The organism is Microbacterium sp. 22303, assembly GCF_052045265.1.
GTDB lineage: Bacteria > Actinomycetota > Actinomycetes > Actinomycetales > Microbacteriaceae > Microbacterium.
In genome coordinates, this window is the sequence record NZ_JBQEOQ010000005.1 from 235,743 (window position 1) to 261,085 (window position 25,343).

The following is a 25,343-nucleotide window of genomic DNA, read 5'->3' on the forward strand; positions in this document are numbered from 1 at the left end:
CTGTTGACAGGGGCGCCCGATACGGTAGGGGGGTGAACAATGACGACGGTCCGGGGGCCGCCCAGGTCGATCCGGAGATCGTCGACACCGACGCACTCGATGCAGAGGGCACCGAAACGGAGATCGACGAGACCGCGGTCGAGCCGGCTGGACTGTTCTCGACGACGCCGGAGCGGAGCGGATCCGCGTCGCTGTTCCCCGCGCAGGACGTCCCTCCCGCCGCACCGCTGTTCCCCGCACCCGAGTCGACCCCCTCCGCATCGCTGTTCGGAGGAGCGACGGATGCGGTTCCCTCCGGGTCGGCTGCGACCTCTGAGTCGGCGGTCGCCGAGAAGGATCCGGCCATCGAGATCGCACCGCCCGCCCTGTCGGCACCGGCCGTAACGTCGGCGCCGGCCGTAACGTCGGAGTCGACGCCGCCCGCGCTGCCGGAGGATCCGATCGTCGAGCCGACGCCCCTCGTCCCCGCCATCGGCGCAGGTCGGACCGCCGTTACCGAACCAGCCTCCGTGCCGCAGGCAGCCGCCGGCACCGATGCCGACCGGACCCCCGTCGCCCCCGTGCGACCGCTGCCCTCCGCAGGGCTGGTCCGCGGCCCCGACCGTACCCCGACCGCCGCTCTCACCTGGGTGGACGTGGCCCGGGTGGGCGCCGGTACGGCCGCCGCGACGGCTCCCTCCCGGTCATTGCTCGACGACGCCCCGCACCGAACCCTCGTCCGGCCCGGCGTGCTGCTGCCGTTCGTCGGAGTGCTCGCCGTGATCGTGGCGTACGGCGCCACGACCGCGCTCTGGCCGCTGAACGCCGTGCAGCCCGTCGCCTCCGCGGTCGAGTTCCAGCCGGCCGCCGCCCCTGCGGCGGCTGCGGCCTGGCCTGCCACGGGCAGCGCCGCCGTGGGCGTCGAGGGCATCGGCGCGATCGCCTCGGCCGAGCAGCAGGTACCGATGGCCAGCATCACGAAGCTGGTGACCGTGCTCGTCTCGCTCGACAAGCTTCCGCTCAAGCCCGGCGAGCAGGGTCCTTCGTTCGCATTCACCCAGGCCGACAGCGACGACTACCTGAGTTACCTGAGGCAGGATCAGTCCGCGCTCGACGTGCCTGTGGACGGATCCCTCACCCAGTACCAGCTCTACGAGGGGATCCTGCTCGGCTCCGCGAACAACTACGCCGACCGGCTCGCCCGCGAGGTCTGGGGTACGGAGGAGAACTACGCCGCCGCCGCCAACCAATGGCTGAGCCAGCACGACCTCGGCGACATCACGGTCGTCACGCCCTCCGGTTTCGACTTCGGCAACGTCGCAACCCCGCGCGCGCTCATCCAGCTCGGCCAGATCGCCGAGAAGAACCCGGTGATCGCCGGGATCGTGAAGCAGAAGAGCGTCGAACTACCCGGCGCGGGCGTCGTGAAGAACACCAACGGCCTCATCGACGACGCCGGCATCGTCGGCATCAAGACCGGCACGATCGGCGATGGGGACGACACTCGCTACAACCTGCTCTCGGCAAAGGACGTCTCCGACAGCGACACCATCGTGCGAATCTACGTCGCCGCCCTCGGGCAGGACAGCGATCAGGGCCGGGTCGATGCCTCACGAGCCCTGTACGCCGGCATCGAGGCGGCGCTGAAGGACCAGCCGCAGACCGTCGGCAAGGGTGCGACGCTGGGCACCGTCGACACGGCGTGGGGCGAGACCACCCAGGTCGTCGCGGCCGAAGACGGCCGGGTCGTGCTGTGGAACGGCGCCTCGGCCACCGCGACCACCAAGTTCTCGCTCGGTGACCAGTGGAAGGCCGGCGAGAAGGCGGGAACGCTCAGCCTGAAGGGTCCGCTGGATTCCGCCTCGGTGCCGCTGGAACTGCGCACCGCCCTGCACGGCCCCAGCCTCTGGTGGCGCCTCACCCATCCACTCGAGCTGTTCGGACTCACGAAGTAGGGATCCCGGATCCGACCGGCAACGGTCGTTGGGCGAGTATGACCCTGTCGCAGCCGGTCGGTCCGGGTCGCGTTGGATCCGCTCAGGTCGCACTGGATCCGCTCAGGTCGCACTGGATCCGCTCAGGTCGCACTTTCTGCTCTGAAACCGGCCTCGGCAGAGCAGAAAGTGCGACCTGAACACACGGGCGCGGGCCCGCCGCTGCGACGGCTGAGACTACGGCCGCGCCCCGCCGCGACCCCGAATCCGCCCTCGACTGAGACTTCGACTGAGACTTCGGCAGCACCCGTCCCTGCCGCTGACCCCGGCCCCGACGCCAACCCCGGTGCACGGCGCACAATGTACGGCGCAATCCGGCAACGCGAAAGCGCCGCCGCCCTGCGAACAGGACGACGGCGCTCTCATCGAGGGGGACGGTTCAGACCCGGTCGTCGCCGAACTCGATCGACGGGCCGTCCGGCCGCTCGGCCGATTCGATGACCCGCTCGGCCACAGCGACAGGAGCGGTCCCCGCCCCGGCGACGGCGGCCCCGCCGGCCTCGGCCCCTTCGACAAGCTCAGGGACCGACGCGACGGATCCGTCGGTCGGCACCGTGACGGTTCCGGTGACGAGAGCCTGGTCGGCATCGGTATCGCTCGCGGCCTGCTCGAACTGCGACTGGTACAGCCGCCAGTACGCGCCCTCGGCCGCGATGAGCTCCTCGTGCGTGCCCTTCTCCACGATGTCGCCGTGCTCCATCACCAGGATGAGGTCGGCGTCGCGGATCGTGGACAGACGGTGCGCGATCACGAACGACGTGCGCCCATGCCGCAGCGCCGCCATCGCGTGCTGCAGCAGCAGCTCGGTGCGGGTGTCGACGGCCGACGTGGCCTCGTCCAGGATGAGGATCGACGGCTGTGCGACGAACGCGCGCGCGATCGTGATCAGCTGACGCTCACCGGCCGAGACGTTCGAGGCGTCCTCGTCGAGCTTCGTCTCGTAGCCCTCGGGGAGGGCGTGCACGAAGCGGTCGACGTAGGTCGCCTTGGCGGCGTCGATGACCTCGTCGTCGGTCGCGGTCGAGCGTCCGTAGCGGATGTTCTCCCGGATCGTGCCCGCGAACAGCCACGGATCCTGCAGCACCATGCCGGTGCGGGAGCGCAGGTCGGAACGCTCCATCTGGGCGATGTCCTGCCCGTCGAGCAGGATCCGACCGCCGCTGAGCTCGTAGAACCGCATGATGAGGTTCACCAGTGTGGTCTTGCCCGCGCCGGTCGGGCCGACGATCGCGACCGTCTGACCCGGCTCCACCTGGAACGACAGATCCGTGATGAGCGGGCGGTCCTCGGTGTACGAGAACGCGACGTGCTCGAACTCGATGACGCCCTTGCCGTCGGTGACGGTCGGTGCGTCCTCGGTGTCGGGATCCTGCTCCTCCGCATCCAGCAGCTCGAAGACGCGCTCAGCCGAGGCCGTGCCGGACTGCACGACCGCCGCCATGCCGCCCAGCTCGCTGAGCGGCTGGGTGAACTGCTGCGAGTACTGGATGAACGCCTGCACGTCGCCGAGCCGCAGCTGACCGCTGGCGACCATGAGGCCGCCGAGCACGGCGAGGCCGACGTAGGTCAGGCTGCCGATGAAGGTCATGGCCGGCATCATCAGCCCGGACAGGAACTGGGCCTTGAACGCGGCCTGGTAGAGCTCCTCGTTCTCGACCTGGAACTTGTCCAGCGCGTCCTTCTCGCGGCCGAACACCTTGACCAGCGCGTGACCGGAGAAGGCCTCCTCGACGCGCGCGTTCAGGCGGCCGACCTTCTTCCACTGGATCCCGAACGCCTTCTGCGAACGCGGTCCGATGACGCCGAAGATCACGGCCATGAGCGGCAGCGCCACGAGGGCGACGAGGGCCAGCTGCCAGGAGATCGAGAACATCATGATCAGGACGCCGACCACGGTGAGCACCGACGTGAGCGCGCCGGACAGCGATTGCTGCATGGTCTGCGTGATGTTGTCGATGTCGTTCGTGACGCGGGAGATCAGCTCTCCGCGCTGCACCTTGTCGAAGTACGACAGCGGCAGGCGGTTGATCTTCGCCTCGACATCCTCACGCAGGCGCCACATCGTGCGCACCATGATGACGTTGATGACGTACCCCTGGATCCAGCTCAGCAGAGCGGATCCGACGTAGATCGCGAGCACCGCGGTGATCACCCAGCGCAACTGCTCGAAGTCGATCCCGTCGCCGACCCTGAACGGCCCGAACGCGGCCACCATGTCCGCGAACTGGTTCTGCTTCGCGGCGCGCAGCTGCTCGACCACCTGCGCCTGGGACATGCCCTCCGGGAAGCCGGGGAAGCCGTTCTGCGGTTTGGCGAGCTGCAGAGAGGTGAAGCCCTCGTAGATGATGTTGGTCGCGTTGCCGAGCACCTTCGGTGCGGCCACGGCGAGCACGACGCCGAGCGCTCCGAAGATCGAGACCAGCACGAACCATACAGCGCTGGGCTTGAGCAGCCCGATCATCCGCTTGAAGCTCGGGCCGAACTGGTTCGCCTTGCCCGGGGCGGGCCCGTCGAACATCCCGCCGCCCTGCTGGCGCGCCTTCTCGGCCTGCTCGGCCTCCAGCTTCTCGGCGTCGGTCATCTCGACGGTCGCCGTCGATCCGCCGGCGTACTTCGCCCGGCGTTGCGCCATGCGCTCGGCGCGTGCGGCCTTCTTGTCCACGCCCTCGGTCCCTGAGCTTGTCGAAGGGCTCATGCGTCCACCCCCAGCTGCGACTCGACGATCTCTCTATAGGTGTCGCTCGTCTCGAGCAGTTGCTCGTGCGTGCCCGCGGCCACCATCGTCCCGCCCTCCAGCACGACGATGCGGTCGGCATCGGTGATGGTCGAGACGCGCTGCGCGACCACGATCTTGGTCACGTGCGGCAGCTCGCGCCACAGCGCCTGGCGCAGCCGGGCGTCGGTGGTCAGGTCGAGCGCCGAGAACGAGTCGTCGAAGACGAGGATCTCGGGCTGGTGGACGATCGCGCGAGCGATCGCGAGCCGCTGGCGCTGACCGCCGGACACGTTCGTTCCGCCCTGGGCGATGGTCGAGTCCAGCCCGTCGGGCATCTCCGAGACGAAGTCCTTCGCCTGCGCGATCTCGAGCGCGGCCCACAGTTCCTCGTCGGTCGCCTCCTCACGCCCGTAGCGCAGGTTGGACGCGATCGTCCCGCTGAACAGGAACGGGCGCTGCGGCACGAGTCCGATGCTCTTCCACAACGCGTCGACATCGGCCTTGCGCACGTCGGTGCCGCCGACGACGACGGCGCCCCCCGTGACGTCGAACAGTCGAGGGATCAGCGAGATCAGCGTGGTCTTGCCCGCGCCGGTGGATCCGACGATCGCGACGGTCTCACCGGGCTCCGCCGCGAAGCTGATCCCGTGCAGCACCGGCGACTCGGCGCCCGGGTACGTGAAGGAGACGTCGTCGAAGGCAACGGATCCCGGCACCGGGAACGACGTCACGCCGTTCTCCGGTCGCGTCATGCTCTGCTCGGCGTCGAGCACCTCGCCGACGCGCTCTGCGGACACCGCGGCGCGCGGGATCATCATCGCCATGAAGCTGGACATGATGATGCCGAACATGATCTGGCCGACGTACTGCATGAAGGCGAACAACGTGCCGACCTCGACCGTGCCGTTGTTCACCTCGACGCCGCCGAACCAGATCACGCCCACGATCGTCACGTTCATGATCAGCATGAACAGCGGGAAGAGCAGCACGAACAGCGAGCCGACGTTGCGGCCGACGACCATGATGTCGGTGTTGGCGCCGCGGAAGCGCTCCTCCTCGATGCGCTCGCGCACGAACGCGCGCACGACGCGCACGCCGGTGAGCTGCTCGCGCATGATCCGGTTGACGTTGTCGAGCTTGCCCTGGTAGCTGCGGAACAGCGGGACCATGCGGCCGATGATGATGCCGGCCACGATCAGCAGGGCGGGCACGGAGATGGCGATGACCCAGCTCAGCTGGAGGCTGGTCTGCAGGGCGTAGATGATGCCGCCGATCGCGAGCAGCGGCGCGGTCACGAACATCGTCGAGCCCATCATCGCCAGCATCTGCACCTGCTGCACGTCGTTCGTATTGCGGGTGATCAGCGATCCGGCGCCGAACTGCGAGACCTCGCGCTCGGAGAAGCCGCTGACGCGGGCGAACACGTCGGCGCGGAGGTCGCGACCCATGCTCATCGCCGCGCGCGCGGCGAAGTAGGTCGCGATCACGGAGGCGATGATCTGCCCGAGCGAGACGGCGAGCATGAACCCGCCGTGCGACCAGATGTAGGCGGTGTCGGCGTTGGCGACGCCCTTGTCGATGATGTCGGCGTTGAGGCGCGGCAGGGACAGCGAGGCATACGCGCTCGCGAACTGGAACACCAGCACACCAAGCAGCAGCCACTTGTAGCGCTTGAGATAGCGGAAGAGGATCTTTCCGAGCACGGGCGGACTTTCCTTGTGGGAGCGGACTTCCCCAGGGGAAGCGGAATGAGTCGAGAAACGACCACGAAACACCCTGCCACGCGGCACGGACATTCACATCCCCCTTGAGGAGGATCGACTCAGATCTTCGCTGAGGGCGAAACGAATCCCTGCTCGCGTGGAGATTTTCGGATCCGGTTAAGAAACCCGGGCGCCCGGAGAAGCGCGCGTCAGCTCCAGAGCGGGACCGGGGTAACGTAGTCGCGCGCCTCGGCACCGGCATCGGGGGCGAGGTCGGTGAGGGTCTGCGGATCCCAGTGCGGATTGCGGTCCTTGTCGACCAGCTGAGCGCGGATCCCCTCGACGAGGTCGGGGTGGTGGTGCACGAACCACAGCACCCGTCGGTACTCCCCCGCCAGCGCGTCGCGCACGGAGTCCATCACGCGGGCCTCGCGCACGGCGTCCAGCGTCACGACGAGCGCGGTCGGCGCGAGGGACTCGAGCAGGTCTGCGGTGTCGGCGGGGGTAGGGCCTTCGCCCGGGACGGCCGCGTCGCCCTGCCCGGCATCCGCGAGCGCCCGGAGGCGCGCGATGATCTCCGGCACCGTCTCGGCGGAGAACGCCTCGTCGATCCACGCCTGCTGCGCGGACAGCGGTGACGGATCCGGCGTCTCGTCGAACAGCATCACGATCTCGCTCGGCCCGGTCGGATCCGCCCGGTGTGCGAGCGCGTCGCGCAGCGCGTCCAGCCGCTCGGACGGGACCCAGAAGTCGGCGAACCCCGCGTAGAGCGCCTCGGAGCCGTTCATCGTCCCCGCCGTGAGGGCCAGGAACTCGCCGAGCCGGCCAGGGGCGCGGCCGAGCAGCCAGGTGCCGCCGACGTCGGGCGTGAAGCCGATCTTCACCTCGGGCATCGCGAGCTGCGAGCGCTCGGTGACCACGCGGATCGCCGCATGCCCTGCGACGCCGATGCCGCCGCCCATCGTGATGCCGTCGGCGATCGCGACGACGGGCTTCGGGTATTCGGCGATCGCGGCGTTCATCGCGTACTCCTCGCGGAAGAACTCCACCGTGTCCGCGCTGCGTCCCGCGGTGATCTGGCGATGCAGCTCGCGCACATCGCCGCCCGCGCACAGGCCGCGCTCCCCTGCTCCGTCGATGTAGACGATCTCGATGTCGCTGTCGTCGCGCCAGGCATCGAGCGCTGCGTGCACCGCGCGGATCATCCCGACGTTGAGGGCGTTGAGCGCGCGCGGCCGGTTCAGCGTGATCCAGCCCAGCGCTCCCTCGGTGCGCACGAGCACCTCGGCGTCTGCGGCGGCGGATCCCTGGGCGTCTTCGACGGTGCTCACGGATGCCACGTTACCGCGCACGGCGCTCCGTCCGAAGTGCCGACGACCGGGTGGACAGAGCACGAGCATGCCTCCGCATCGCGGGCGCGGCGGCCCCCGCATTGGGCGGAATGCCCCGGATCAACCTGCGTTTTCCCTCCCCATCCGGCAGGATAGAGGGGTACTGCTGTATCTATGAGAGGCCGCGGATGACCGACGGACAAGTGCTCGAGTTCTCGCATGCGACGAAGCGCTTCGGCGTTCTCACCGCTGTCGACGACCTCTCCGCCCGTATCGAGCCCGGCGCGGTGACCGCGTTCCTCGGGCCCAACGGCGCCGGCAAGACGACCTCACTGCGGATGATGATCGGGCAGATCCGTCCGACCACGGGCACCGCCACCATCGGCGGCGTCGCCCACTCCGAGCTGCGCCACCCGCTGCGCACGATCGGATCCGTGCTCGAGGAGGCGGTCTACCGCCCCCGCCGCACCGCGCCGCGCCAGCTGACGATTGCGGCGAAGGCGAACGGCATCCCCCTCTCCCGCGTGCAGGAAGTGCTCGAGCTGGTGGGCCTGCAGAACGAGACCGAGACCCGGATCGGCGCCTATTCGCTCGGCATGCGTCAGCGGCTCAGCGTGGCCGGGGCCCTTCTCGGCGACCCCGGCGCCCTCGTACTCGACGAGCCCGCGAACGGCCTGGATCCCGAGGGCATCCGCTGGATGCGCCTGCTCATGCGCCAGCTCGCCGACGAGGGCCGGACGGTTCTCGTCTCCTCGCACGTGCTGAGCGAGATCGAGCAGATCGCCGACAACGTGCTGGTGCTGTCCAAGGGCCGTCTGGTCTACGCCGACAGCATCGGCAAGCTCTCGGATCCGACCACGGGATCCGTCGTCGTCGACGCCGACGACCGTGCGGCGCTCGCCGCCTCCCTGCAGAACGCCGGGCTGAGTTTCGACGTGCTGCGTTCGGGCCTGACCGTGCACAACACCGACGCCGCCGCCGTCGGCGCGGTCGCCGCGTCCGCCGGCCTCGCGCTCACCACGCTGCTGCAGCGCGGACCGAGCCTCGAGGAGGTCTTCCTCGACCTCGTGCACGGCCGTCGCGACTCCGCAACCGGCGCGATGCCGGTCGTCGGCGCACCGGAGGCGGCGACCGAGGCGCCCGTCACGGCCGATTCCGGTTCCACGGCGGATGCCTCCGACGAGAGCGCCGAAGAGCCGGCGACTGCCGACGGCATCCCGTCCGCAGGACTGTTCGGCGCCGCCGCGGCCGTGCCGGTCGTGGCCGCTGCGAGCGCCGGTGTCGCCGGCCTGTTCGACGCCGCGGGCGCGGCCGCCCCGGCGGAAGGCGCTGCCGCGGTTCCGACCACGCGCCGCGAGGCTGCCGAATTCGCCGCGGCGCAGTCGGCAGCCGACGAGAACGAGAACGCCGGAGGATCCGAGGACGAAGGATCCGAGGACGAGGGATCCGAGACGGCCGGTACGGACACCGAGGGCGCCGAGTCCGAGAGCGCCGAGACTGCGATCGACGGCGGCGAGGGTGTGCCCGAGGACGAGGCTCCCGCGACCGACGAGAACGATGCGGAGAGCGCGGACGAGGCTTCCGACTCCGACTCCGAGGAGAACGGGTCCCCGGAGGACGGTTCCGACGAAGGCGCTTCCGACGAAGGCGTTTCCACCCAGGACGGATGGGACCAGGACGGATCCGACCAGGGCGAGGAGGAGGCCGACGCCTCCGGCACCGACGCCTCCGGCGAGAACGGATCCGCCGAGGGCGACACCGACACGGATGTCCAGGCGGACGAGGGCGAGCAGGACCAGTCCGAGTCGGAGTCGACCGAGGATGCGGAAGCGGAGACCGGCGTCGAGGACCAGACAGAGCGCACCGACGAGGATTCCGCGTCGTCCGAGGACGCCCACGACGACACCGCCATCGCGGCGGGCGTCGCGCTGACCGCCCCGATCGACGCCGACTACACGCCGGGCGACGCGGCCCAGGACAGCGCGGACGAGGCGCGGCAGGACGAGGACTCCGACGAGCACGAAGCCCCTCTCACCCACGCCGCCGACGCCGGCGAGGAAGGATCCGCAGCACTCGGATCCTTCGAGACCGCCGCGCTGACCATCCCGGACGCCGCGCCGGTGTCCTTCGACGACCTGATCACCGGCGTGCCGTCGGCCCCGCAGACCTCCGACGTCGAGACCGCCGAGGGCGAGGACCACTCCGAGAGCCAGGAGCCGGACGCGGACGACCGCGACGACCGCATCGACGACGCCCCCACGGCGGCGACGACCGTGATCACGACACCCTCCGCCGACGACGAGTTCGCCACGCCGGAGCCCAGCACGGAGACCACCGAGATCGCCGGGATCGAGATCTTCGCGGCGCTCGCCGAGGGGCGCACACAGGAGATCCAGGTCATCCTCGACGAGTCGCCCGACGATGACGACGACCTCGAGGACGTGACGCAGGGCGAGATCGACCAGCATGAGGATCCGCGCGCCGCCGCCGTCAGCGCGTCCCTCGCCGCCGCGGCCCGCGCGTTCTTCACGGACGACGCTCCCTCCTACACGCCCGGTCCGGCCGGCGACGAGGAGTCCGCTGAGCAGTCCGCTGCGCATGACGAGTCGGCGCCGCAGGACGACCAGCAGCGCGACGGGTCACAGCACGAGCAGAGCCAGGACGAGCAGAACCACGACGAGCAGAACCACGATGGGGAGCGCCACGACGGCGACCACCACGGGCACTGACCGGGGCCGAAGCAGGAACGGAGCGGCGATCGTCTGAGAGGACGGTCGCCGCTCCGTCGTTCCCCTACCTGCGAGTCGGGCGGATTAGGCGGGGCGGATCGCAGGCTTGCGCTTGCGCCTGGGCTTGCCCGCGGGCTCCACGACCGGGATCGCCCCGGTCGCGGCGATGTCGGTGACCTCCGCGAGCTCGGAGGTCGCATCGAGCCGCAGCGCCTGCGCGAGCGCCAGACCGTGCCGGGTCGTGAGGACGAGCCGCTGGAACTCGGCGCCCTCGAGGTCGATCACGACGCTGGGCTTGTGCCGCCGGATGAGCACGAAGTCATCGCCGTTCGCCGACTTCCAGGTGCCGGCGGCGAGCACCAGCGGCACATGCGTGCCGGGGCTGCCGACGCCGCGCAACCATGTCCAGGCGTCATCCGTGAGCTGCACCTTGACGATCGACTCGCGGGCGATGTGCAGGTTGTCGCGGCGGAACGAGACAGCGCGCTCGAGCGGAGAGAGCTCCACCTCGAGGCGGGTCCGATCCAGCAGCAGCGTCACCATTCCCCCAGTCTGCCAGCGCCGACCCGGATCCGCCCGCGAGGCACCTCACAGGACGGCAACGATCCCACTGGCGGGGATCCACAATCCGCGGTCCGGCGATGACGGCGCTCTCGTCCACTCGGTCCTGCTCAGTGGTCGCGAATTGCGGCATTCACTGGCTCAAAGTCGCAATTCGCGACCAGTGAGCGGAGATGCCGGACGGGATCCGCGTCCGTGGGGTCAGGCCGTGGCGCGGGCCGCGGCCTGAGCGGCCGCGGGAAGCGCAGCCTCGATCGCTGCGAGTTCCACCTCGCCGTGTGCGGCCGTGAGGAACCAGGCCTCGAACACGCTCGGCGGCAGCGCCACGCCCTGCTCGCGCATGGCGTGGAAGAACGGGGCGTACCGGAACACCTGCTGCGCCTGCGCTTCGGTGTAGTCGCGCGGGGCCTCGGCCGCGAAGGCCACGCCGAACAGGTTGCCTGCACGCGGCACGGCGTGCTGCACGCCCGCGTCGGTGAGCGCGCTGTCGAGCGCGGCGGACAGCCGGGCTGCGGCGGCGTCGATCCGCGCGTACACGTCCGGGGTCGCGAGGCGCAGCGTGGCCAGGCCCGCGGCGACCGAGAGCGGGTTCCCGCTCAGCGTGCCCGCCTGATACACCGGCCCGGTCGGCGCCAGCCGGTCCATGACCTCGGCACGCCCGCCGAGCGCCGCGAGCGGCATGCCCCCGCCCACGACCTTGCCGAACGTGATGATGTCGGGCAGGTACTCCTCACCCGCCGCCTGCTGCAGGCCCCAGAAGCCGGCCGCGTGCACGCGGAAGCCGGTGAGCACCTCGTCCAGGATCATCAGGGCGCCGTGCGCATGCGCGGTCTCGGCGATGAGCCGGTTGAATCCGGCCTGCGGCGCCACCACGCCCATGTTCGCCGCGGAGGCCTCCACGATCACAGCCGCGATCCGGTCGCCGTGCTCGGCGAACACGGCGGCGAGCGCCTCCGGGGAGTTGTAGTCGATGACGAGCGTCTGCGCGGCGATCGGGGCGGGGACACCCGCGGATCCGGGCAGGGCGAGGGTCGCGACGCCGGATCCAGCCGCGGCCAGCAGCCCGTCCGAGTGCCCGTGGTAGTGTCCGGCGAACTTCACCAGCAGGTCGCGGCCGGTCACGCCGCGGGCCAGCCGGATCGCGGTCATGGTCGCCTCGGTGCCCGTGGAGACCAGCCGCACCCGCTCGACGGGGCGCACGTCCCCGTGCCGCACGCGGTCGGCGATGAGCGCGGCGAGCTCGACCTCGCCCTCGGTCGGGGCGCCGAACGACAGCCCGCGGGTGGCCGACTCCTGCACGGCCGCGACGATCTCGGGGTGCGCGTGCCCCAGCAGCGCCGGGCCCCAGGACGCGACGAGGTCGAGATACTTCGTGCCGGCCGCATCCGTGACGGTCGCGCCGGACGCGCTCGCCAGGAACCGCGGCGTGCCGCCGACCGACCCGTAGGCGCGCACCGGGGAGTTCACCCCTCCGGGGATCACGGCACGGGCGGCATCGAACAGGACGTCATTGCGGTCGGTCATGGATCCATTCTCCCGGAGGATCCTGTGCCCGGGTGTCGGCGGGTCCTCCTCGTTTCAAGGCGCGCAAATGGCTCCATCCGAGGCCTGAATGGAGCCATTTGCGCGCTTCGAAAGCACCTGGGCCCGGTTCAGCCGCGGGCGAGCCAGCGGGCGGCCTCGGTCGCCCAATACGTCAGCACGACGTCGGCGCCGGCACGGCGGATCGACAGCAGCGACTCCAGGATCGTGCGCTCGCGATCGAGCCAGCCGTTCTGCGCCGCGGCCTCGATCATCGCGTACTCGCCCGACACCTGGTACGCCCACACGGGCACGCGCACGGCGTCGCGCACTTCGCGCATCACGTCGAGGAACGCCATCGCCGGCTTCACCATGACGATGTCCGCACCCTCGGCCTCGTCCAGCAGCGCCTCGCGCACGCCCTCGCGCCGGTTGCCCGGGTCGAGCTGATAAGTGCGGCGGTCGCCCTGCAGCTGGGAGTCGACGGCCTCACGGAACGGGCCGTAGAACGCGCTCGCGTACTTCGCGGCGTAGCCGAGCAGCAGCACGTTCTGGAAGCCCTCGGCGTCCAGCGCGTGGCGCACCGCGGCGGTCTGGCCGTCCATCATGCCGCTCAGCCCGAGCAGCTGCGATCCGGCGCGCGCCTGGGCGAGCGCCATCGACACGTACCGCTCGAGGGTCGCGTCGTTGTCGACGGAGCCGTCGGTGGCGAGCACGCCGCAGTGACCGTGGTCGGTGAACTCGTCCAGGCACAGGTCGGTCTGCACGACGAGGGCGTCGCCGACCTCCGCGGCGAGCGCGGCGGTGGCGACATTGAGGATCCCGTCCGGATCATCGGCACCGGATCCTGTGGCGTCGCGCACGGCGGGCACGCCGAACAACATGATCCCGGTCACGCCCGCCTCGGCCGCTTCGACAGCGGCGCGACGGAGGGAGTCGAGCGAGTGCTGCACGACGCCGGGCATGGACCCGATCGGGGACGGATCCGTCAGCCCCTCGCGCACGAAGGCCGGGAGCACCAGGTGCCGCGGCAGCAGATCCGTCTCGCGCGCCAGGGAACGCACCGGGGCGGACTGCCGCAGCCGGCGCGGGCGGACGTCGGGGAAGCCGGCCGATGCGCCCAGCCCGGCGGCGGCGGCATCAGAGCGAAGTCCGCCGGTCACGGGGCGAACTCGTCGGCCGCGTGCGGGAGGGTGAACTGGGCGACCGCGTCGATGAGCGCGTCGACCGTCTGCGTGTCGGCGACCACCGTGATCGGCAGGCCCGCCCTCTTGGCGTCCTTCGCGGTACGGGGCCCGATCGCGGCGAGCAACGTGGAATCCGGGATGTCCGGGAACTGCTCGCGCACCTGCTCGGCGACGGATCCGCTCGTGACCAGGATCGCGTTGATCCGGCCGTTCTGCACGTCGCGCATGATGCGCTCCGTGACCGGAACGCCGACGGTGCGGTAGGCGACGACGCTGGACACGTGATGGCCCGCCTTGATCAGCGATTTGGTGAGCAGGGGCTTGGCGATCTCACTGCGCAGCGTCAGGATCCGCTTCGGTTCCGGCTCGAGCGCGATGAGCTGGGCCGCCATTCCCTCGGCGGAGTTGTCGTCCTCCGGCACGAGGTCGACGTGATAGCCGACGGCGGCGAGCGCCGTGGCCGTGGTCTCACCCACGGCGGCGATCTTCGTGGAGACGGGGATCTCGGCGCGGTGCGCGAAGAGCACGTCGACCGTGGTCGCGCTCGTGATGGTGAGCCAGTCGAACTCGCCGTTCGCGAGCTTCGCGAGCGCGTCATCGAGAGCGGCCTGGTCGTTCGTCGGCGCGAAGTTGATCAGGGGCGCCACGACGGGGACCGCTCCCTGCGCGCGCAGAGTGGCGGCGACGCCGTCGCCCCAGGGGCCTCCGCGCGGCACGAGCACACGCCAACCCGTCAACGGCTTGGCCTCTTGCTTCGATTCAGTCATCATCATCGGATTCAGGGGCGCGGAATGAGGTCAGCCGCCCCACGTTCGAGCAGCCGACGGGCAACAGACAACCCGATCGCGCGCGATGCGCTGATCGGGTCCGCACCATCGGCAGAGTCCGCACCGTTGCCACTGCCGTTGGGACGAATATACTCCTCGCCCGGTGCCGCAGCCTTCACGGAGTCTGGATGCAGCGGCTCCGTGACGTCGATCCCGATCCGCCAGCCGTCGTGCGGCGCGTAGACCACGGCTCGCACGCGCAGGTCGCCGTCCACGATCTCCGCGTGCGCGGCCATCGGCGCCTGGCAGCCGGAATCCAGCCCCTCCAGCACTGCTCGTTCCGCGGTGACGGCGATGCGGGTGGCCTCGTCGTCGAGGGCGGCGAGCGCGGCCAGAAGCTCTGCCGGAGCGTCGACGGTGGTCTCCACGGCGAGCGCTCCCTGGCCGGGCGCCGTCGGCCACTCGGCGAGACCGAGCGGCTCGGCCTTCAGCTCGCCGAGGGGATCCCCGTCGAGCCTGCTGAGTCCCGCGGAGGCGAGGATCACGGCGTCGAGCTCGCCCGACGCCACGCGCTGCAGCCGGGAGTCGACGTTGCCGCGCAGATCGGCCGTGTGCAGGCGCGGGTTGCGCACGTGCACCTGCGCGATTCGGCGCGGGGATCCGGTGCCGATCGTGGATCCGCCCTTCAGCTCGTGAAGGGGCGTGCCGTCGCGGGTGACGGCCACGTCGCGGGCGTCGGCGCGAGCCGGGATCGCGGCGATGACGAGTCCGTCCGGCACCTGCGTGGGCAGGTCCTTCAGGGAGTGCACGAGGATGTCGCACTCGCCGCGCAGCAGCGCATCGCGCAGGGCCGTGGCGAACACGCCCTGCCCGCCGATCTCGCTGAGGGACGCCCGGTTGGTGTCGCCCTCGCTCGTAATCGGGACGAGTTCGACCCGACGGCCCGAGACCGCCTCGAGCGCCTTGGCGACGTGCCCCGACTGGGCCTGCGCGAGGGCGCTGCGGCGCGTGCCGAGGCGGATGACGCCCGCGCTCCCTGAACCCGTCGAAGGGGTCACTGCAGCACCTCGGGGATCTCGTCGAGGCGCAGGCGGCGCCCGGTGTAGAAGGGCACCTCCTCCTTCACGTAGCGGCGCGCATCGGTGTAGCGCAGGTCGCGCATGAGGTCGACGAGCTCCGTCGGGTCGTCGGCCTCGAGCGGCAGCAGCCACTCGTAGTCGCCGAGCGCGAAGGCCGCGACGGTGTTGGCGATGACCCCGCGGAAGGCGGCGCCCTTGCGCCCGTGCTCAGCGAGCATGCGGCGGCGCTCGTCCTCCTCGATCAGATACCACTCGGGCGTGCGCACGAACGGGTACAGGCAGAGCCAGCCCTTCGCCTCGACGCCACGGAGGAAGCCGGGGACGTGCGCGCGGTTGAACTCGGCGTCGCGGTGCACGCCCATCACGTTCCAGGTCGGCAGCAGGGTGCGCAGCAGTTCGGTGCGCCGGAGGCGCCGGAGGGCCTTCTGCAGTTCCTCGGGGTTCGGTCCGTGCAGCCACACCATGAGGTCGGCGTCGGCCTTCAGGCCGGAGACGTCGTAGAAGCCGCGGACGGAGATCCCGCCGTCCTCGATGTGCCGGACGATGTCCTCCAGCTCGGTGGCGTCGGACTCGACCACGGGAGCGGAGGGGTCGCGGCGCCACACGGCCCACAGGGTGAAACCCTGGGGCGAGGCGTCGGAGTCGGCGGCGAGCACGGGCGTTTCTGCAGCTTCAGCCATGGATCCAGTCTGCCCCCTCCAGCTATGTGGCGGAGAATCCGAGTCGTCCCCCTGAGGGCGACCTATAGACCGCGCTCAGGGGGACGACTCGGAGACAGTCAGCGTGCGATGCTGCGGGCGACGGCCCAGACGATGCCGCCGACGACCGCAGCCACGCCGACAGCCGCGGCCATGGCGCCGACCGGGTTGCGCCGCGCGAACGCGCGCAGCTTCACCTTGCCCTCGACGGTCGCCTTCTCGAGACGACGGGGCACGTTGCCCTTCTCCTCGATCGCGAGCAGCGCCGCCTTCAGCTCGGCACGGGCCGAGGCGACGGGATCGACGATCCCTGCGGGCACGGCCGTGCGCGGGATGTTCACCGGGTCAACGGCCATTGCCGGCCTCCTTCACGATGCGGACGTCGGTGGCGACGGCCTGTGCGGGATTCTCCCGGCGCAGGACCTTGCGGAACTTCACGATTCCGAGCAGCGCGAACACGACCACGGCGAGCAGCAGGATCCCGAACGTGATGATCGCGGAGAGCCAGACCGGGAACCACGACGAGAGGCCGGCGATCGCGAACACGAGGATGACCGGCACGGTCCAGAACAGGAAGAACAGTGCGACCAGGAACCAGACGCTGCCGATCCCTGCGTCCTTGGCGGTGCGGGAGATCCAGGTCTTGGCCGCGTCGATCTCGGCCTTGACGAGATTGCTGACGAGGTCGGGAAGGTCGCCGAGCAGCGTCAGCAGGCTGTCGTCGGCGCGATCCCGGAAGTTGCCGGCCATGTCAGGCGTCCGTGGTCGGCTTCTTCGGCGCAGCCTTCGCGCCCGAAGACGTGCGGGGCTTCGTCTTGCTCTCCGCCGCGGCGGCGCTCTGTTCCGCAGCTGCCACGGTCTCCTCCGCCGCCTGCTTGACCTCCGCAGCGACGGTCTTGCCGCTCGCGATGGTCGAGTCCACGCGCTGACCCGGCGTTCCGTCGGACGTGGCGGCCTTGACGATCTTCACGGCGCCGGTCCACAGAGCCTGCGGCACGGCGGCCGCCTGCGTCTTCGCGAAGTCCTGCACCTTGTGCACCTGCGCCTGCACGGGGTCGAGGTGCCAGACCTTGAGCCACTGCTTCTTGATCTGCTCGTAGCGCTCGCGCCCCGCGCGAGTGCCCAACACGTATCCGACGCCGAGTCCGACGACAAGTCCGATCTTCCCCTTCATGGGGTCTCCTCACGATTGCGGTCTCTGCGGATCTCCAGCGTAACCCTGTATTCCGTTTTCGGCATCTATCGGGCGGAGGGGGTTGACTTCGCTCGGTCCACGTGCGGCGTCCTCCCGTAGCCGACCTGCGGACCACGGCCGCTTCCGCCGGGGTCAGCCCCAGAGGAGGGCGTGACGGATCCGCTCCGCCTCCTCCTTCGCGTGCGGGACGACCTGCGCGAGACCGGTGCCGCTGAGCCACGCCCCGGTCGCGCCGACGCCCGGCACCGCGGAGATCGCGGCCGCCGCCTCGGTGCGGCGCTCGGCCGCTCCCCGCACGGCCGAGGGCTGCGCCTGCACGAAACGCGCGCGGTGGCTGCCCCGCAGCTGCGCGGCGCTCAGCTCGACGCCGAGCAGGGCCGAGGCCTCGGCGAGCGCGAGGGACGCGGCGGCCTCGTCGTCGAGGGCGGCGGTCGCCGGCTCTTCGCCCGCGGAGCCGAACGACACCCGGACGACCTGCCTGTTGCCGGCCCGCTCGCGCAACCAGGCCCATTTCGCGGTGCTGTGCGTCAGGGCCTTCGCCGTATGCGACCCGGGAACGGTGAGCACTCCGGATCCGCGCGGGGCGACGGCGAGTTCGGGGGCGTCGAGGACCAGCGTGACGATCTCGATGCGCGGGGATGCTCCGCCGGCGACCGCGGCCAGCTCCGGCACGTGTGGCGCGAGGAGCCGGCGTGCCGTGGGCTCGTCGGCGGCGACGATCACCGCGTCGAAGCGGGCAAGGCCGTCGGCGGGCTCGGTGCCGAGGCCGTCCACGACGACACCGTCCTGCTCCTGCTCCTGCTCCTGCTCCTGCTCCTGCTCCTGCTCGGCGAGGCGCACGGTCCAGCCGAGGTCATCGCGCTCGAGCGCCTCGACCTGAGCGCCCGTGCGCACCTCGGATCCGAGCAGTTCGATACGCGCGATCAGCGCGTCGACGATGCCCGACATGCCGCCTGTGAGACCCTGCACCGCCGCACCGGGTGCCTTGCCCGATCCGCCGGTGATCTCAGCGACCGCGCCGGAGAGCGAGCCGGCGCGGGTGAGGGCCGCGTTCAGAGACGGGGCTGCCACGTCGACGTCGATGTCGTCGGGATGCGCGGAGTACACGCCGGTGCTGACCGGGGCCACGAGGCGGTCGAGCACCCTGGCGCCCATGCGCTTGCGCACGAGACGACCCAGACTGTGGTCGTGGCCGATCGTGAGCGGCGGCAGCAGACGGTCGAGCCAGGCTCGCCAGGTGCCGCTCCACCCGATCACCCGGCGCACGTCCTCGGCGAAGGGATTCGCGGGGATCCCGAGCAGCCCGCCTCGGGGCAGCGGCGCGGCGCCGCCGGGGATGCCCGCGACCCAGGCGCCGCCGGGCTCCGGCGACACCACCCGATCGTCGAGTCCGAGTTCGGCGAGCAGTGCACGCACGTGACCGCCGCGCACGGCGAAGCTCTCGGCGCCGGCGTCGAACACGATCCCGTCGGCCTCGCCGGCCCGCACGGCGCCGCCGGCCCGATCCTGCGCTTCGAACACCGTCGCGTGCGCGCCGATCGCGGCGATCGACTCCGCCGCGACAAGGCCCGCCACTCCGCCGCCGATCACGGCGACCCGCAGGCGCGCGGCCTTCTCGGCGAGCTCAGGAGCGTGCGGTTCGACGGCGGGCGAAGACCCCGGATCCGGTGCGGTCATCGCCCGGCGACCGCCGACTCGACCCGCACCTCGTGCACCAGCTCGACGATCCGGGTGAGCACGGAGGGATCCGTCTCGGGCGGCACCCCGTGGCCGAGGTTCAGGATGTGCGCGCGGGCGGCGGTGCCGCGGCGCAGCACGTCGCGGACGTGCGCCTCGAGCACGGGCCAGGGCGCGGTGAGCAACGCCGGGTCGATGTTGCCCTGCACGGTCACGTCGTCGCCGAGCACGGCCACGGCCTCGTCCAGCGGCACGCGCCAGTCGACCCCGACCGCGTCGGCGCGGCCGTCGAGGCGCATGTCGGCGAGGAACGGCCCCGTGCCGACGCCGAAGTGGATGACCGGAGCGTCGATGCCGTCGACCGCGGCGGCCGAGTGCGGCGCGACGAAGGCGCGGTAGTCGGCGGGGCTGAGGGAGCCGGCCCAGGAATCGAAGAGCTGCACGGCGCTCGCTCCGGCCGCGTGCTGCGCGTCGAGGAAGGTCCGCGAGATCTGTGCGAGCCAGCCCGCGAGCCGGTTCCACGAGTCAGGATCCGTGTGCATCATCGCCCGTGCGCGCAGGTGCTCCTTCGACGGCCCGCCCTCGACGAGGTAGGCGGCGAGGGTGAAGGGCGCTCCGGCGAACCCGATCAGCGGCGTGGTGTCGCCGAGTTCGGCCACCACGAGCCGCACCGCCTCGGCGATCTGCGTCGTGTCGAGCGACGCGGGGTCGATCGCCGTGATCCGGTCGACGTCAGCCGCGGTGCGCACCGGCGCCGCGAAAACCGGCCCGCGGCCCGGCTCGATCTCGACCTCGACGCCGGCGAGCCGCAGGGGCACCACGATGTCGCTGAAGAAGATGCCCGCGTCCACGTTGTGCCGGCGCACCGGCTGCAGCGTGATCTCCGCTGCGAGGTCCGGCGTGAGGCAGGCGTCGAGCATCCGGGTGCCGACCCGCAGATCGCGGTACTCGGGCAGCGAACGGCCTGCCTGGCGCATGAACCACACCGGGGTGGTCTCGGGACGGTCTCCGGCGAGGGCGCGCAGCAGCGGTGCGTCGTTGAGGGGCATGGATCCATTCTCCCCCGCCGCTGCTTTGCGGCTCATGAGGATCCGGACGTCGCCCGCGCGGATCCCCGCCTCGCGGCGAACGCGGCGGCGGTCATGGCGACAGGTCCGTCTCCGAGTCTGTGTCGCCCTGCGGCGCCTTCCAGGATCTGCAAAGCACCGGGAGCGTAAACTCTCAGGGTGCTGCTCTGCGTCACGGCCAATCACAAGACGGCCCCCTTCGACCTCCTCGAACGACTCAGTCGCACCCCGGATGACCTGGCTGGATCCCTCTCCGAAGGATCCAAGGGCGCCGTCGTGCTCGCGACCTGCAACCGCTTCGAGGCCTATGTCGACGTCGACGGCACGGCGGACGAGACCGACGTCGCGCGGATCCTGAGCACCGTCTCGGAGCGCAGCGGGATCCCCGCCGACACGCTCACCGCGTCATCGTCGGTGCATTCCGGCGCTCGCGTCGTGGAGCACCTCTTCTCCGTCGCCTCGGGGCTGGAGTCCGTGGTCTCGGGCGAGGGCGAGATCGCCGGCCAGGTGCGTCGTGCGCTGACCTCGGCGCGCAAGCACGGCACCACGTCCCCCGAGCTGGAGCGGCTGTTCCAGCGCGCCAGCGAGGCGCAGCGCAAGGTCAAGAACGACACCGCCCTGGGACGCGCCGGCCGCTCGCTCGTGCGCCTCGCCCTCGAGCTGGCCGACAGCCGCATCGCCGACTGGAGCGCCGCCCGCGTGCTGCTCGTGGGCACCGGGGCGTACGCCGCCGTGACCCTGGCGACGCTGCGCGAACGCGGCGCTCAGGACATCAGCGTGCACTCGCCGTCCGGCCGCGGGGCCGCGTTCGCCGTGAAGCACAGCATCCGCGCCCTGCCCAAGGCCGAGTACGCCCGCGCCGCCGCGCACGCCACGATCGTGATCACCTGCACCAGCGCCGAGCTTCCGGTGCTCGATGCCGCGATCCTGCGCGCGGGGCGGGGTCCGGCGCTGACGGTGCTGCCCTCGCCCGACGACGCCACGGTCGACTGCCCCATCCCGGGACACGGGCCCTCGGCCGGTTCCGCACCGACGCAGCTGATCGTCGATCTGGGCATGCCGCGCAACGTCGCTCCCGACGTCGCCGACGTCGAGGGCGTCGCGCTGCTGGACCTCGAGACCATCCGCCTGCACGCACCGCTCGAGGAGTTGCAGGCCACCGACGCCGCGCGCTCGATCGTGCGCGCGGCCGCGGCGACGTTCCACGAGGTGGGCGCCCGCGAGAGCGTCACCCCGGCCGTCGTGGCCCTGCGCGGACACATCTTCGAGCTGCTCGAGGCGGAGATCGAGCGCGCCCGGCGTCGCGGCGACGACGGCGGCCAGGTCGAGCAGGCCATGCGCCACCTCGCCGGGGTGCTGCTGCACACCCCCACCAGCCGCGCGCACGAGCTCGCCGCGCAGGGACGCGGATCCGAGTTCATCGCCGCGGTCGAGACGCTGTACGGGCTGAGCGCCGAGGTTGAGGCGCGGCAGGACGACGCCGCCACTGCCTGAACCGACCGAGATGTTGTCTCTCGTGACCGCCGGGCCCGGGCGAACACCCGACCGCGGCGATCGCCCCGGTCGTCAAAGAAGGAATCCGTTGCTCCCGGCCCCTTCGGAGCGGCGTGTTCCTTCTTCGACGCGACGTAGGCCCACGACGAAACGGGCCGGCGTGGCTAGCCTGAGACGGTGAGCAACGTGACAGACGAGGGTCCCTTCTTCCACGGCACCAAGGCGGATCTGCAGCCCGGCGAGCTCCTCACGGCGGGGTTCCGGTCGAACTACCGGCCCGAGATCGTGATGAACCACATCTACTTCACCGCGCTGCGCGACGGGGCAGGCCTCGCCGCAGAGCTCGCCGCCGGCGACGGCGCACCCCGGGTGTACCAGGTCGAGCCGACCGGGGAGTTCGAGGACGACCCGAACGTCACCGACAAGAAGTTCCCAGGCAACCCGACGCGCTCCTACCGCAGCACGGATCCGCTCCGCGTGGTCGCCGAGGTCGACGACTGGACCCGCCTGACGCCCGAGGCGCTGCAGGACTGGCGCGACCGCCTGGCATCGCTTCTCGCCGACGAGCGCGGCGAGATCATCAACTAGCGCCGGACAGCGCCGCGCGAACGAAGCCGGCGAGGGCGCGGGACCTGCTGTCAGGCGGCCACGCGATGACCGTCGTGACCACCGGCGCATCCGGCACGGGCACGACCCCGAGATCGCCAGGCAGGTGCGTGCCGACGGACTCGGGCATGAGGGCGCACGCACGTCCCAGCGCGATCAGCTGGGTGAGCTGAGTGTGGTCGCGGACCCGCGGACCGGGGCCATCCGCGTGGGTTCCGTCTCTCTGTGGCCAACGCGGCAGGGGCGGATCCACCCGGGCATCGATCTCGGCCATGGACACCTGAGCGCGGCCGGCCCACGCATGATCTGCGGGGAGTACGAGGACTTGCCGCTCGGCGCGCAGCTCGTCCGTATCGAGACCCGACGTGGAGTCGTAGGGCCGCTGGAGCAGCGCGACATCCGCCTGACCGGTGCGCAGCATGCGCTCCGCCTCACCGGGTCCGCACAGAGCCACCTCGACCGGCACGGCATCCGGCAGCGCGGCGTAGGCGTCGAGCAGATCCGACAGCAGTTCGGGGGATGCGCCCGACTTCGTGGCCAGGACCAGACCCGGCCTGCCGCCGGCGGCCCGACGGGTGCGACGCTCGGCAGCGTCGACCGCGTCGAGCACGATCCGGGCTTCTCGCAGGAGCACTGTCCCGGCCTCGGTCAGTGTGATCGCGCGGGCGCCGCGGTGCAGGAGAACGACGCCGAGCCGGCGTTCGAGCTGCTGGATGGCGCGTGAAAGCGGTGGCTGCGCCATCGAGAGTCTTTGCGCGGCGCGTCCGAAATGCAGCTCCTCGGCAACGGCGACGAAGTAGCGCAGCTCGCGGGTCTCCACGCGATCATCGTATTCAGCGGTCGGGCGGATCGATACCCGTGAGGTATCGCCGCGCACCCGATCGATCTTGGACGCGGCGCCCGGCCCGACGAGAGGATCGTCGACGTGAATGCACAGAAGATCGCGCTCGTGACCGGAGCGAACAAGGGAATCGGATACGAGATCGCCGCGGGCCTGGGCGCCCTGGGGTGGCGCATCGGTGTGGGCGCACGCGATCCGCGACGTCGCCACGCCGCCGTGGACAGGCTCCGCGCGAGCGGCGCTGACGCGTTCGGCGTCCCCCTCGACGTGACCGAAGACGCGAGCGCGACCGCGGCGGCCGAGTTCATCGCGGAGCACGCCGGAGGTCTCGATGTCCTGGTCAACAATGCCGCGATCGTGGGCCGCATGCCGCAGACCCCGTCCTCCGTCGATCCCTCGACCCTGCGAGATGTCGTGGAGACCAACGTGATCGGCGTCATCCGTGTCACCAACGCGATGCTGCCGATGCTGCGCGCCTCGTCATCGCCGCGGATCGTGAACATGTCCAGCAGCGTCGGCTCGCTCTCATTGCAGACCTCGCCCGGCATCGACATGGGTCAGGTCCCGGCGGCATACCTGGCATCCAAGACGTTCCTCAATGCGCTCACGATCCAGTACGCCAAGGAGCTGAGCGACACCAGTGTCCTGGTCAATGCCGGCTGCCCCGGGTTCACCGCGACGGACCTCAACGGCTTCAGCGGCGTCCGGACCGCGCAGCAGGGCGCGGCGATCGCCGTGCACCTCGCCACCGTGCCTGACGATGGCCCGCGAGGCGGCTTCTTCGACGATGCGGGTCCGGTGCCCTGGTGAACGCGATCGCGCCTCAGTCCGCGGATCCGTCGGTGAAGAGCGCGGCGAGCGCTGCGAGCAGCTGGGTCCAGCCGGGCTCGAGCCCCGCGATCGCCTCGACCGCGTTGGGCTTGACCCCGGTCGCCTCGATGCGCAGCTCGACCGTCGTCGTGGCGTCGTCGCCGCTGAAGGAGACCGTGTGCATGGCGTCGAACATCGGCGCACCCGTCTCGTCGACCGGCGCGAGCGAGAAGACGAGCGATCGCCCCGGATCGGATTCGATCACGCTTCCTTCCGAACGATAGGTCGCGCCGCCCGGCTCGCCGAGCGTGAAACGGATCGGCGTACCCTGCTCCGGAGCGATCGCGAGCTCACGCACCTCGAAGTGCGGCGGCGCCCACCACCGGCCGGCGATCTGCGGGTCGGTCCATGCGCGCCACACCTCGTCGACAGGCCCGGGGATCGCGGCGCGCAACGACACGCTCCGGTCCCGTCCGGGATCCGCCTGCGCGTGCACGATCGCCTGCTCATAGGTCTGCAGCGCGTCATCGTCGAGGCCGGTCTGCGCCCATCCCCCGAGATGTGCGGCGAGCATCGCGAACGAACTCCGGTTCAGGCTGGCCACACGTCGGCGACCGAGCCGGTGGATCGTGATCAGCCCGGCTGCCTCGAGCGCCTGGAGGTGCTTCGTGGTCTGCGGCTGCAGCGCGCCGATGGCCTCCGCCACGCCCCCCACCGTGGCGGGGCTCGCGGCGAGGACTTCCAGGATGCGGTACCGGGTCGGCTCCCCCATCGCTGCGAAGGCGCGCTGCGGATCGGGTGATCCCGCTCCAGGGCCGGCGTCCGCGGAGGCCTCCGGCTCAGCCGAGGATCCGGCCGCGCCGCCCGCACTCGGGGAGGTCATTCGGCGACGAGCGCGGCGAGGTTGTCCAGCTCGTTCGCGCGGCCGGCCAGCAGGCGCTGCGTCCACACCTCGTCGTGCAGCGGCTCCACGTGCATGACGACCCGGGTTCCGCCGTCTTCGGTCGGGTGCAGCTCGACCTCGGTGAGCTGCTCGTACTCGTCGTGGCCGGGCACGAAGTCGATGATCGACGCGTACGCGAGACGCGTCGGCGCCGCGATCTCGGTGAAGCGCTTGCGCGACGGCGTGGACAACGGCATCCCGTTCTGCTCCATGAAGGCCACCTGCTCCGGCGCGACGGCCGTCATCGTGTACTCGAGCGCGCCGCCGGGGCGCAGGTCGAGGGCGGTCACGTCGGTGCGGAAGCCGTCCGGCGCCCACCAGCGCGAGATCCCCTCGGGGGTGGTCCAGAGCTCCCAGACACGCTGCGGAGAGGCGGAGACGCTGCGTTCGATGATCTCGTTCATGGATCCATAATGCATTCGTCTAGACGAATATGTCAATCACT

General features: G+C 70.9%; 22 protein-coding genes. 5 read left to right on the forward strand and 17 right to left on the reverse strand.

Annotated features, from left to right (window positions below; genetic code table 11):
* The first annotated feature begins 32 nt into the window (after nucleotides 1–32).
* On the forward strand, nucleotides 33–1,934 hold the full coding sequence (locus tag ACTJI8_RS15415) for a D-alanyl-D-alanine carboxypeptidase (RefSeq protein WP_440734297.1): 1,902 nt from the start codon (nucleotides 33–35) through the stop codon (nucleotides 1,932–1,934).
* A gap of 418 nt (nucleotides 1,935–2,352) precedes the next feature.
* Here the strand turns inward: ACTJI8_RS15415 and ACTJI8_RS15420 are convergent, their stop codons facing one another.
* The 3 genes from ACTJI8_RS15420 to ACTJI8_RS15430 all read right to left on the reverse strand — a co-directional run bounded on the left by ACTJI8_RS15420 (nucleotide 2,353) and on the right by ACTJI8_RS15430 (nucleotide 7,723).
* Nucleotides 2,353–4,554, reverse strand: a complete 2,202-nt coding sequence (locus ACTJI8_RS15420; RefSeq protein ID WP_440734435.1) for an ABC transporter ATP-binding protein — start codon at nucleotides 4,552–4,554, stop codon at nucleotides 2,353–2,355.
* Nucleotides 4,555–4,664: 110 nt separating this feature from the next.
* Nucleotides 4,665–6,392, reverse strand: a complete 1,728-nt coding sequence (locus ACTJI8_RS15425) for an ABC transporter ATP-binding protein (RefSeq protein WP_440734298.1) — start codon at nucleotides 6,390–6,392, stop codon at nucleotides 4,665–4,667.
* 209 nt (nucleotides 6,393–6,601) lie between these two features.
* The gene (locus ACTJI8_RS15430) at nucleotides 6,602–7,723 is read right to left on the reverse strand and encodes an enoyl-CoA hydratase/isomerase family protein (protein ID WP_440734299.1); all 1,122 of its coding nucleotides are present in this window, start codon (nucleotides 7,721–7,723) and stop codon (nucleotides 6,602–6,604) included.
* Between the two features lie 188 nt (nucleotides 7,724–7,911).
* On the opposite strand from ACTJI8_RS15430, the gene ACTJI8_RS15435 reads away from it, so the two are divergent.
* The gene (locus ACTJI8_RS15435; protein ID WP_440734300.1) at nucleotides 7,912–10,452 is read left to right on the forward strand and encodes an ATP-binding cassette domain-containing protein; all 2,541 of its coding nucleotides are present in this window, start codon (nucleotides 7,912–7,914) and stop codon (nucleotides 10,450–10,452) included.
* An 84-nt stretch (nucleotides 10,453–10,536) separates the two neighbouring features.
* Here ACTJI8_RS15435 and ACTJI8_RS15440 read toward each other — a convergent pair whose 3' ends face one another.
* The 11 genes from ACTJI8_RS15440 to hemE form a co-directional block, all read right to left on the reverse strand.
* Nucleotides 10,537–10,995, reverse strand: coding sequence for a hypothetical protein (locus ACTJI8_RS15440; RefSeq protein WP_440734301.1), 459 nt, complete (start codon nucleotides 10,993–10,995; stop codon nucleotides 10,537–10,539).
* A gap of 219 nt (nucleotides 10,996–11,214) precedes the next feature.
* Nucleotides 11,215–12,537, reverse strand: coding sequence for a glutamate-1-semialdehyde 2,1-aminomutase (gene hemL, locus ACTJI8_RS15445; RefSeq protein ID WP_440734302.1), 1,323 nt, complete (start codon nucleotides 12,535–12,537; stop codon nucleotides 11,215–11,217).
* Nucleotides 12,538–12,665: 128 nt separating this feature from the next.
* On the reverse strand, nucleotides 12,666–13,658 hold the full coding sequence (gene hemB, locus ACTJI8_RS15450) for a porphobilinogen synthase (RefSeq protein WP_440734436.1): 993 nt from the start codon (nucleotides 13,656–13,658) through the stop codon (nucleotides 12,666–12,668).
* A gap of 35 nt (nucleotides 13,659–13,693) precedes the next feature.
* The gene (locus tag ACTJI8_RS15455) at nucleotides 13,694–14,488 is read right to left on the reverse strand and encodes a uroporphyrinogen-III synthase (RefSeq protein ID WP_440734303.1); all 795 of its coding nucleotides are present in this window, start codon (nucleotides 14,486–14,488) and stop codon (nucleotides 13,694–13,696) included.
* A gap of 11 nt (nucleotides 14,489–14,499) precedes the next feature.
* Complete coding sequence (gene hemC / locus ACTJI8_RS15460; protein WP_440734304.1) at nucleotides 14,500–15,546, reverse strand: hydroxymethylbilane synthase; 1,047 nt, start codon at nucleotides 15,544–15,546, stop codon at nucleotides 14,500–14,502.
* Nucleotides 15,543–16,247 (reverse strand): hydrogen peroxide-dependent heme synthase, encoded by a 705-nt coding sequence (gene hemQ, locus ACTJI8_RS15465; RefSeq protein ID WP_440734305.1) that lies wholly within the window; start codon nucleotides 16,245–16,247, stop codon nucleotides 15,543–15,545. Before hemQ ends, hemC begins: the two co-directional genes overlap by 4 nt.
* Nucleotides 16,248–16,345: 98 nt before the next feature.
* Nucleotides 16,346–16,621: a hypothetical protein gene (locus tag ACTJI8_RS15470; RefSeq protein WP_440734306.1), complete on the reverse strand. Its 276-nt coding sequence runs from the start codon at nucleotides 16,619–16,621 to the stop codon at nucleotides 16,346–16,348.
* Complete coding sequence (locus ACTJI8_RS15475; RefSeq protein WP_440734307.1) at nucleotides 16,611–17,015, reverse strand: phage holin family protein; 405 nt, start codon at nucleotides 17,013–17,015, stop codon at nucleotides 16,611–16,613. The genes ACTJI8_RS15470 and ACTJI8_RS15475 overlap by 11 nt, the downstream gene beginning before the upstream one ends.
* 1 nt (nucleotide 17,016) lies before the next feature.
* A complete protein-coding gene (locus ACTJI8_RS15480; protein WP_440734308.1) occupies nucleotides 17,017–17,439 on the reverse strand; it encodes a hypothetical protein in 423 nt (140 codons plus the stop codon).
* 153 nt (nucleotides 17,440–17,592) lie between these two features.
* Entirely contained in the window at nucleotides 17,593–19,137 is a 1,545-nt protein-coding gene (locus tag ACTJI8_RS15485) for a protoporphyrinogen/coproporphyrinogen oxidase (protein WP_440734309.1), read from the reverse strand.
* Complete coding sequence (gene hemE, locus ACTJI8_RS15490) at nucleotides 19,134–20,186, reverse strand: uroporphyrinogen decarboxylase (protein WP_440734310.1); 1,053 nt, start codon at nucleotides 20,184–20,186, stop codon at nucleotides 19,134–19,136. Before hemE ends, ACTJI8_RS15485 begins: the two co-directional genes overlap by 4 nt.
* 177 nt (nucleotides 20,187–20,363) lie before the next feature.
* Between hemE and ACTJI8_RS15495 the strand changes: the two genes are divergently transcribed.
* Nucleotides 20,364–21,698: a glutamyl-tRNA reductase gene (locus ACTJI8_RS15495; RefSeq protein ID WP_440734311.1), complete on the forward strand. Its 1,335-nt coding sequence runs from the start codon at nucleotides 20,364–20,366 to the stop codon at nucleotides 21,696–21,698.
* Between the two features lie 177 nt (nucleotides 21,699–21,875).
* Entirely contained in the window at nucleotides 21,876–22,286 is a 411-nt protein-coding gene (arr, locus tag ACTJI8_RS15500; RefSeq protein ID WP_440734312.1) for an NAD(+)--rifampin ADP-ribosyltransferase, read from the forward strand.
* On the opposite strand, the gene ACTJI8_RS15505 is transcribed toward arr, so the two are convergent.
* Nucleotides 22,279–23,124, reverse strand: a complete 846-nt coding sequence (locus tag ACTJI8_RS15505) for a LysR family transcriptional regulator (RefSeq protein WP_440734313.1) — start codon at nucleotides 23,122–23,124, stop codon at nucleotides 22,279–22,281. The two genes, arr and ACTJI8_RS15505, sit on opposite strands and share 8 nt — an antisense overlap.
* 105 nt (nucleotides 23,125–23,229) lie before the next feature.
* Here ACTJI8_RS15505 and ACTJI8_RS15510 point away from each other — a divergent pair, with 105 nt between their 5' ends.
* Nucleotides 23,230–23,955, forward strand: a complete 726-nt coding sequence (locus ACTJI8_RS15510; protein WP_440734314.1) for an SDR family oxidoreductase — start codon at nucleotides 23,230–23,232, stop codon at nucleotides 23,953–23,955.
* A 13-nt stretch (nucleotides 23,956–23,968) separates the two neighbouring features.
* Here the strand turns inward: ACTJI8_RS15510 and ACTJI8_RS15515 are convergent, their stop codons facing one another.
* Entirely contained in the window at nucleotides 23,969–24,838 is an 870-nt protein-coding gene (locus tag ACTJI8_RS15515) for a metalloregulator ArsR/SmtB family transcription factor (RefSeq protein ID WP_440734315.1), read from the reverse strand.
* Nucleotides 24,835–25,302 carry an SRPBCC family protein gene (locus ACTJI8_RS15520; protein WP_440734316.1) on the reverse strand — a complete coding sequence of 156 codons (468 nt, stop codon included), beginning with the start codon at nucleotides 25,300–25,302 and terminating at the stop codon, nucleotides 24,835–24,837. The genes ACTJI8_RS15515 and ACTJI8_RS15520 overlap by 4 nt, the downstream gene beginning before the upstream one ends.
* Between the last annotated feature and the right edge of the window lie 41 nt (nucleotides 25,303–25,343).